8 protein-coding genes and 1 tRNA gene are annotated in these 9,730 nt (G+C 43.4%); 1 reads left to right on the forward strand and 8 read right to left on the reverse strand.

The window, feature by feature from the left end; translation table 11 throughout:
• Window positions 1-11: 11 nt before the first annotated feature.
• From DMI82_RS17405 to DMI82_RS17430, 6 genes are all read right to left on the reverse strand, one after another.
• Window positions 12-755, reverse strand: a complete 744-nt coding sequence (locus DMI82_RS17405; protein WP_022427092.1) for a glycosyltransferase family 2 protein — start codon at window positions 753-755, stop codon at window positions 12-14.
• Between the two features lie 82 nt (window positions 756-837).
• The gene (locus tag DMI82_RS17410) at window positions 838-2,214 is read right to left on the reverse strand and encodes a sugar transferase (RefSeq protein ID WP_022427091.1); all 1,377 of its coding nucleotides are present in this window, start codon (window positions 2,212-2,214) and stop codon (window positions 838-840) included.
• A gap of 212 nt (window positions 2,215-2,426) precedes the next feature.
• On the reverse strand, window positions 2,427-3,788 hold the full coding sequence (locus DMI82_RS17415; protein ID WP_022427090.1) for an ABC transporter substrate-binding protein: 1,362 nt from the start codon (window positions 3,786-3,788) through the stop codon (window positions 2,427-2,429).
• 141 nt (window positions 3,789-3,929) lie between these two features.
• Complete coding sequence (locus DMI82_RS17420; protein ID WP_110104077.1) at window positions 3,930-4,847, reverse strand: carbohydrate ABC transporter permease; 918 nt, start codon at window positions 4,845-4,847, stop codon at window positions 3,930-3,932.
• Complete coding sequence (locus DMI82_RS17425) at window positions 4,847-5,710, reverse strand: carbohydrate ABC transporter permease (protein ID WP_015525321.1); 864 nt, start codon at window positions 5,708-5,710, stop codon at window positions 4,847-4,849. Before DMI82_RS17425 ends, DMI82_RS17420 begins: the two co-directional genes overlap by 1 nt.
• Window positions 5,711-5,789: 79 nt before the next feature.
• Complete coding sequence (locus DMI82_RS17430) at window positions 5,790-6,926, reverse strand: ABC transporter ATP-binding protein (RefSeq protein ID WP_110104078.1); 1,137 nt, start codon at window positions 6,924-6,926, stop codon at window positions 5,790-5,792.
• Between the two features lie 648 nt (window positions 6,927-7,574).
• Here DMI82_RS17430 and DMI82_RS17435 point away from each other — a divergent pair.
• Entirely contained in the window at window positions 7,575-8,168 is a 594-nt protein-coding gene (locus tag DMI82_RS17435; protein WP_110104079.1) for a 50S ribosomal protein L25, read from the forward strand.
• 379 nt (window positions 8,169-8,547) lie between these two features.
• Here the strand turns inward: DMI82_RS17435 and DMI82_RS17440 are convergent, their stop codons facing one another.
• Window positions 8,548-9,309 (reverse strand): hypothetical protein, encoded by a 762-nt coding sequence (locus DMI82_RS17440; RefSeq protein WP_146207183.1) that lies wholly within the window; start codon window positions 9,307-9,309, stop codon window positions 8,548-8,550.
• 179 nt (window positions 9,310-9,488) lie between these two features.
• Window positions 9,489-9,559, reverse strand: a tRNA-Trp gene (locus DMI82_RS17445).
• Window positions 9,560-9,730: the final 171 nt, after the last annotated feature.

The following is a 9,730-nucleotide window of genomic DNA, read 5'->3' on the forward strand; positions in this document are numbered from 1 at the left end:
TCCAGAATTTTTCAACGGTATTTCCATATCCCGTGGAGCGCATAGGAAACAAAGAAAAACAGACTCTTCAGCGGACCATATCCCACATACCGATACACCTGATAAGTCATTGCCGCAGACTTCAGCTTATTTCTGGATTTTCCCCCTTCACTGAGCCGGTATTTCAGGTAAGGTCTGTTGATCCCTGCTGCAAATCCTCCCTTTCTCAGGATCCGGAGCCAGGTAATGTAATCTTCATGGCTGTCATCATGTTCCATTGGAAACGCAAGTGCATCTTCTCTGCGCAGCAATACGGAAGAACAGTTGATGCTGTTATGCTTCAGAAGCTCCCTGTATGTGATCCGTTCCTTTACCGGAATATATTTGCTGGTAGTGCGCCCATCCGGCGTCATCAGCTCTCTTCCGGTGGAGCAGATCGCACAGCCGGTCTGTTCCATAACCTCTGTCTGGGCTTTCAGCTTGCCCTTTTCCCACCAGTCATCCGCATCCAGAAATGCGATATATTTTCCCCGGGCTTCCTTTACGCCCCGGTTTCTGGAACGGGCAGCCCCCATATTCTGTTCATTTTGGATATAACGGATCTTTCCGCTGTCCATATATTTCATTACAGCAAGTTCTGTGCCGTCTGCAGAACAGTCATCAATGACCAGCACTTCTACCGGAACCTCCTGTCCCAGTGCTGATTCGATCGCTTTTCCAATATATCTTTCCCCGTTATATACGGGCATCACTACGGAAACCAACGGCTTTTCCATAAAAACAACCTCCGTCCTCTCTATCCACAAAATGCGCGTCAGGATGATCTGCCGCAGCCTGACACGCATTTCGTTTCGTTACTTATTTTTTGTCTTCGGAATCCTTAAGAGCGTTCTTCTGATTATCATCCACGCCCTCGGAAACTTCTTTCTGGAAAAAGATCTTTACAGTCATAAACAGAAGCTTGATATCCAGAAGGAATGAATAATTTTCAATATAAAACAGATCCAGCTTCAGCTTATCATACGGTGTGGTGTTATATTTGCCATATACCTGAGCATAACCGGTCAGTCCGGCTTTTACCTTAAGACGATAGTGGAATTCCGGGATTTCCTGCTCATATTCCTGCATGATCACATCTCGTTCCGGACGTGGACCTACCAGAGACATATCACCCATAAACACGTTAAACAGCTGGGGAAGCTCATCCAGATGCAGGTTACGCAGAACATGTCCTACCGGTGTGATACGGGAATCGTGCTTGGATGCAAGACGCGCCCCGTTCTTCTCGGAATCCACACACATGCTTCGGAATTTCCGGATGCGGAATTCCTTTCCCTGATAGGTAAGACGATCCTGGAGATAAAATACCGGACCGCCGTCATAAGCCTTCACCGCAATGGCAATGATCAGCATGATGGGTGAGGATACGATGATCCCAAGTCCGGAAACAATGATATCCAGAACTCTCTTGGCTGCACGCTGCTCCATGGAAAGTCCCTGATTCCTGCACATCAGAAGCGGCGTATCAAACAGATGGATCCTGTCTGTTCCAAGCAGGATGATATCGGAAATCTTCGGGCTCATATAGCAACGGATGGAATGAGAAAAACAGTATTTCAGATACCTGTTTCGGATCTGGGACGGAAGATCCCAGATGATCACGCCTTCATAATCTTCCATCATGGCATGGATCTTCTCTTCGCCCTCACGGATATGAACCTTACCGCTGATATCGTATTTATCCTTTCGGGTGTTCATCTTGTGGATCACATCACCGGGATCACGGTCTCCGTAGATCACCAGCAGCCTTCTGGCTCCGTACAGTCTGGAGTAAATATACCTGGAGCCCCAGATCCACAGTACCGTCACAACAAGCTGGACTCCGGTCATTTCGATCACCGGTCTGGCCGACATAAACCATCTGTTGATCAGTGTGATCTGAAAATACGTCACAACATTGGTACAGATCGTTGCCAGCGTCAATGAATAAAATACATCGATACGCTTCAGATAGCCTACCTTCAGACCTCCGTAAAGCTTGGCAAACATCAGATAGATCAGCGCATAGATCAGGATCATTACCCAGTTACCTTTTCTCCAGAATGGCTTCAGGATCAGGTCACTGTAAAAATCATACCATACATAAGCAAAGATCGCTGCCTGTGCGATTACGATCAGACTTGCCAGACAAAATACCACAAATCTCTTATAATCTTCTCTTTTACTTCTATTCACAGATTTTTCTTCCTTCCTGAGGAGTAGATATTAACTTCATCATTATAGCCAATATATACTCTTACGTCCAGAGATTCCTCTGATTTTTCTCCTGATATTTTCCTGTCAGGATGTTTTTTTCCGTGACTATAGCAAAAATCCCCAGGAGCTTATCCGGGGATTTTTGGCTGTATATATTTATTTTTCTTTTTCAGTTTCCACGCCTTTTCGAATTATTCATTCACCAGGTTATACTCTTCGATGGATTTGTTGATGGAATCTGCCATGTTTTTCACAGCCGTATCCACATCCTCTTTTCCGTTGAGCATGCTCTCAATCTCGGATTCCACGGTAGCTCTTGCCTCCGGGAATACACTTAACAGAGCGCCTACATAGTCGGCGGAAGAATCATGAAGCTGGTCGATCGCTGTCTGGAACTGCGGATATTTTGCAACATTATCCTTAAATACCTGCTCTTCCTGAGACTTTACAGTTACAGGGAAATATCCGGTCTGTGCGTTCCAGTAAGCCTGAGACTCCGGAGAGATCAGGAATTTTACGAACTCCCATGTTGCACGAAGCTTTTTCGGATCATTGTTGTTCAGTGCCCAAAGAGATGCACCACCGATGGAAACACCGCCCTCGTCACTGGATTTGATCTTCGGGAAGTATGCAGTACCAACCTCAAATTTTCCGTTTACATCCTGAAGGATCTGTTTCAGGGAAGCTGTGGAGCCAAGAGTGATCGCAGATTTTCCTGCTGAGAAATCTGCCAGACCAGCATCGCCGCCTTTTCCTACGACCGGTGCGAAGCCCTTGTCGTTAAGATCCTTCCATGCTGTAAGGATATTCTTTGCAGCATCATTCTCGTCAAAAGCAACAGCTGTAGCAGCCTCTTTACGTCCGTTTCCGTTGTTTGCATACTCAAGGCCCTGCTTTCCGATAAACTGCTCGAAGAACCATCCGTAGATTCCAAGAGACATTACCTCGCCTGCGCCGCCTTTGTCCAGAAGATCCTGTCCGATCTCACCGATGCCCTCCAGGCTGTCCGGAATTTCTGTGATGCCTGCTTTATCAAACATGTCCTTGTTGTAATACATGATCGGTGTGGAAGAGTTGAACGGCATGGAGTACAGCTCATTGTCGATGGTGTAGTATGCAGCCAGGTTCGGCTCGATCTCAGATACATCGTAGCTGTCTGCGTCGATCATCTGCTGCATAGGCACGATCCATCCGGAATCGATCATGAATCTTGTTCCGATCTCATATACCTGTACAAGATCCGCACCCATGTTTCCGATCTGTGCACTTTTCAGCTTGTTCAGGGAATCATCATATTCCCCCTGATACTGAGCATCTACCGTAATTCCGTATTCATTCTCATCGTTAAATTTTTTTACCAGTGTATCGATCGCCTCACCATTGACACCACCCATGGAATGCCAGAAGGTAATGGTAGTTCCGTCTACATCGGAAGCATCTGCCATTTCCACTTTTTCATCTGTGCCGGCATCTGCGGCGAATACAGTTACTCCGGAAAGAGAACCGATAGTCATTGCTGTGGTAAGGAAAGCTGCGATGATTTTTTTCTTCATAACTTTTTTCTCCTCTTGAAAAATTTTCTCTTTTTTCATTTTTTATATAAGATGAACTGCCCGTCTTACGACTTTGCAGTATCTTTTTGCAATATTTTCCCCTTACAGCAGGATGCTGCAGGGTTGCTGCCTGCTCCGATATCAGCCCTTGACTGCACCCGAGAACATTCCTCTGATCAGCTGCTTCTGTCCAACGATAAAAATGGAAATGGACGGAATAATGATCATAACAACGCCTGCGATCATCAGGGTGATGGACTGTGAATCCACACTATCCAGCATACTGATACCGATCTGAACGGTTCGCATATTGTTGGAGCCCGTTACAAGCAGCGGCCACATGTACATATTCCATGCGTTGATAAAGGTATACACTGCCATAGCGCCAATAGCGGATTTTGTCAGCGGAAGCAGGATCCTTACGATAAATTTCAGATTGCTGCAGCCGTCAAGCTTTGCCGATTCATACAGTGAGATCGGGAAAGTCATGTAAAACTGACGGAACAGGAAAATTCCCATTGCGGATGTAAGGTAAGGCACGATCAGTACCTGATAAGTATCCAGCATTCCCCAGCTTGATACCGTCAGGTAGTTGGAAATGATCGTTGCCTCTCCTGGAACCATCATGGTTGCCATCACAACCATGAAGAGAATACCTTTTCCTTTGAATTCCAGGAAAGAAAACGCAAAAGCAGCAAGAGAACAGGTAATGATCTGTCCGATGGTAATGCATCCCGCCATGATAAAGGAATTCAATATGAATCGGAGAAGTGGAACGGTGCGGAATGCATTGATAAAGTTGGAAAAGGTCGGATTCTTGGGAAAGAGATTCAACTCTGTAGTAAACAGTTCACTGGAAGGCATCAGTGCACTACTGATGGCATAAAGCAATGGAAGCAGGATCAGAACTGCAAACACCACATTTGCCGTAACACGGAGTGCTGTTCTTGTCCTTCTCTTTGCAAGAGCTTTTGCATTCATAGCTTTTTTCAGCTCCAGAAGCTCCTCTTTTGACATATTTCCCACTGCCGGGACTGCCATATTTTCCATCTGGCTCATCAGTAATTCACTCCCTTCTTCTCAATACGGAACATGATCAGTGTGATGATCATGATGATCACAAACAGGATAACAGACTGGGCTGCCGCACTTCCGAAGCGGTAGTTAAAAAACGCATCCCTGTAAATGGAATAAACAATAACATTGGTAGACTCATTAGGACCGCCCTCTGTCAGGATCTTAATCTGTCCAAAGGACTGAAATGCCTGTATGATATTTACCACCAGTGTATAAAACATGATCGGGGAAAGTCCCGGAAGCGTCAGGCTGAAAAACTGCTGCACACTGCTGGCTCCATCCACAGAAGCTCTCTCATAAATGGTCTCATCAATATTTCCGAGTCCTGCGGAAAAATACAGAAAATTGATCCCGCTGTTCAGCCACGCAGTAAGAATGGCTACGCAGATCAGAGCCGTGTTCGGATCGTTCAGCCAGTTGATATCCAGGCCGGTAAGCTTATTCACAATACCTACTGCCGGGTGGAGCATGATCTGGAAGATCATCGCCGCAGAACTGGATGCAATAGCCATTGGCAGAGCATAGGATGTGCTGAACACCCGGATTCCCGGAAACGCCTTGTTACAAAGCACTGCTGCGATCAGACCAAGAAGCATGCCGCCGACCACAACGATCAGCACAAAGATCAGCGTCACCTTCAGACTGTTGATAAAGGATGCTGACTGAAGCAGCTCTTTATAATTGCCCAGACCAACGTACAGCTTTGCCTGTCCCATCTTGTTGGTCTTGTAAAGACTTAAATAAATTGTTTTCACAAACGGATAAAACAGAAAAATTCCAAAAATAAGCATACAAGGCACCAGATATAAGTACGGTGTGATCTTGCTTTTGCTGTTATTTTCCATAACTATTTCTCCTCCTTGCATAATCAGATTCTATCTACAGGCTGATCTGCCTGTACTCAAGCTCTTCCGTGACATAAATTCATGACACAAAAATATTTTCTTCTGTCTCCGGATCAAACACATGGGCCTTCTCCATATCAAAATACAGAGAAACCTTCTCCCCTACCTGTGTCTGATTTTCCGGACTTAAGCGGACTGCCAGGGTTTTGCCCTGCTCATCAAAATAGAGGATCACTTCCGCTCCCAGCATCTCCCGGTTTACTACAGGCTCATCTACATCTACGCTTTCATTTTCAATACCAAGCTTTTTCGCCTCGTCCAGCTCGTAGATATCCTCCGGACGGATTCCGAGGATCACGTGTCTGCCGTTATATCTGTCTGCGATCTGTTTTCCTCTGGTTCCGTCCAGATAAACCTTTTTCACAGTTTTGGCATCATCCAGAAGAAGAGCCGTGCGATTATTTTCTTCTGCTTTTACCGTACACCGGAAAAAGTTCATGGACGGAGAACCAAGGAAGCCTGCCACGAAAAGATTTACCGGATTGTCATAAATACTCTGCGGCGCTCCCACCTGCTGGATCAGACCATCCTTCATGACCACGATCTTAGTCCCAAGAGTCATGGCCTCTGTCTGGTCGTGCGTTACATAAATAATGGTGGTGTCCAGCTGTTTATGTAATTTCACAAGCTCCACACGCATCTGAGCACGGAGCTTTGCATCCAGGTTGGAAAGGGGCTCATCCATGAGAAAGGCTTTCGGCTTCCGAATAATTGCACTTCCAATGGCAACTCGCTGTTTCTGACCGCCGGAAAGAGCCGCCGGCCTCCGGTCAAGAAGCTGGTCGATCTCCAGGATCTTTGCCACCTCATGGACCTTTCTGTCGATCTCATCCTTCGGAAGCTTACGGATCTTCAGGGCGTATGCCATATTTCCATAAACTGTCATGTTCGGATATAAGGCATAGTTCTGGAACACCATGGACATTCCCCTCTCCTTCGGTCCCAGATAATTGGAAAGCTCACCGTCGATCCACAGCTCACCGTCTGTGATCTCCTCCAAGCCTGCGATGATACGCAAAGTGGTGGATTTTCCACATCCGGACGGACCTACAAAGATCACAAACTCTTTATCATGTATATCAAGATTAAAATCCTTCACACCGTAATGCTCCGAATCAAATTGCTTACATACATTTCTAAGTGCAATTTCTGACATTATTTATCTCCTTTCTCTTCTCTCGCTCACATAGTTTGTAGTATAGGATTTTTCCGGCTGTTCAGATATCGTGATTGAGATAAAGATTTGTGAATTGTATGTTAAATTGTTTCAGAAATTATATGCAATTCCGTTAAATTCTTTCTCCAGAGTAAAATACCCATCGTGTTATGTTGCCACCTTCTTTCGCCGTCATCTCTGTCCTGCATCATATCTTCCAATTTTTATTACATTGATCACAACAGCTCTCTCCAATATGTCAGCAATATGGATATTTCCCGTCTCCTCGCATATCTGAATCAAATAAAAATAGAATATTCATATTTAATACTTGCCTCTCTTCCAGATAAATGCCAACTTTCAGGCTTTTATGATCACTTGATTTGTGCAATTTTTTATGTTGTTTTAATTTTTTCTGTAAAATCTCAAATATATGCTTTGTTTTTGTCTAATTTTACCCTTGAAGTTTTGTACATAAGTTAAACAATACAAAATATTGTTCTTAAATTTTCTAACTTTTTGTTAGCCACCTCGTCCGAGAAGTGCTATAATGATCCCAGTCAGAAAAGAAATGCAGAATTCGTGTTACTGCGAACAGCGCGAACAGCAACATTACCGGAATCCATGCATCAGGAGGAGGAATTTGACATGATCACATTGAAAGCAGAGAAAAGAAACCCGAATGTAAAAGCTAAAAAATTAAGACGTGAGGGTTACGTCACAGGAATTCTTAGTGGAAAAGAAATGAAAGAGCCTGTAGCACTTCAGTTTGACGGTGCCGAGGCAGCCAAATTCATTAAAGCAAATAAAGAAGGTACACAGATTTACCTGGACATCGAAGGCGAAAAAGTTGATGCCCTGGTAAAAAATATTGACTATAATCCAATTGAAAAACAGCTGATGGCTCTGGATTTCCAGGCACTGGTAGCCGGTGAGAAGGTTTCCACAACAGTCGCTGTCAAACTGGAGCACACCGACATGGTTCAGGGTATCGTTGAGCAGGAGATGGAAGAGATCCACTACAAAGCAGATCCGGCCAACCTTCTTGACACCATCGTCATCGACTTCAACGGCTATCCTGCAGACGTCCATGATATCCATGTAAAAGACCTCCCGATCCCGGAAGGCAAGCAGGTTCACTTCATTACACCTGAGGATGCAGTTGTTGTTCATATCGGTGAGTATGAGGCAGCTCCGGAAGAGGATGAGGACGCTGAAGGCGCTGAAGCTGAAGCGAAATAATTTTATAATTTCGTATGAAATATTTCAGGGGATTGCTTGGTGGCAATCCCCTGGTTTTGTTTACATAATTCTAAGAATGTTATTTCATTTGTAATTTCTTTATCTCATCCAGCGGCAACCCGAAAAAATTAGAGATATCTTCCAGTGTAAATCTGCTGTCTTTGAGCATTTTCTATGCTGTAAGCAGCGCCTGTTTCTGAAGCCCAATACTTTCACCCTCTGTACCCCCCTGTGTTCTGCCTTCTGCTCTTGCATCATCACACATTTCCTGTACAGCCTGACACATATCAACACTCCTTAATAAATTTTGGTTAGCGATCTATAAACGCTCCGTCAAAAACTTCCCTACGGCGTATCGGCTTCGCCTTGTTTCTTAACCTCACTCTACTACTAAACGATTATATACAGATTTTATTATCACATTACTATATGTATCGGAAGCAAGGTTCTCTTTAATGTTCCTTATTTCCTTATGATAATCTCCTTTATCAATCCGATCTCTATAAATGACCTTCTTACAATTTGCAAATTGAATAGTCACTTTCGAAAATATTTCTTCACCATCTATATCAGTAATGATACCTTCTCCCAGCTCTTTGTGGATAAGATGTTGTCCCACCATAATTTCTTTTTGATTTATATTTCCAGAATAATTGTCCACTATATATTGAATAAATGAATTTAATATGTAAATATAATCTTCAAAATTGTTTTCTATTTCTTTAAAACATCTATTTCTCCATTCTACAGAACTTCCATTTTGATCATACAATAAATTTATTTCTGAACAAATATAAGAAACACCAGGAACAATGAAATAAGAAAATTGCTTAGGTGCAATTAACTTTTGATGTTTAGACCAAAAAGCGTTTTTTCCAATCAATATATGAAGTAATAAATGCTCAATATAATTGCAATAAACTAGACGTTCTGCTTTTTGGTACTCAAACGGTTGTTCTAATGCACATCCTGTACGCGAAAGCATATAGCCTTTATCTTCATCTATATGATGACAAAATAACCCTTCTTTAGTTCTTGAAATTCGCTTACTTTTAGTTTTACAAGTAGCATTTGTAAAATAATCATATTTAGCTGGTCCATATTTCTTTAATAAATATGACACAAATTCATCGTAATTCATTTCCATCTCTTGCTCAAAATGTTCTAATTTGCAATCATACCGGGGGAAGAAATCTTTGACGTGCAACCTCCTTTTTGTCTGGATTTTGGCAGGGCCCCAAAGTTGGTACCCTGCCCTTTTTGGACAAAACAAAAGAGCCTGAATGCCTTGATTTTAAAGGCTTTCAGGCTCCTAAGGAGCAGGGGATGAGAGAATCGAACTCCCACCAAAGGTTTTGGAGACCCCTATCATACCATTTGACCAATCCCCTATATACAAGAAAAAGTGGCTGTTGGCCACAAATTCTTTTACATTGTACTCTCAAAACTACATACATGCTTGTTGATCGTTAATCAAACTCTTTGAATCAATTCTTAACCTGCGTTTCTTGGTCAAGCCCTCACCCGATTAGTAACAGTCAGCTCCATGTGTTACCACACTT

This window comes from Blautia sp. BCRC 81119 (genome assembly GCF_003184505.1).
GTDB classification, from domain to species: domain Bacteria; phylum Bacillota; class Clostridia; order Lachnospirales; family Lachnospiraceae; genus Blautia_A; species Blautia_A fusiformis.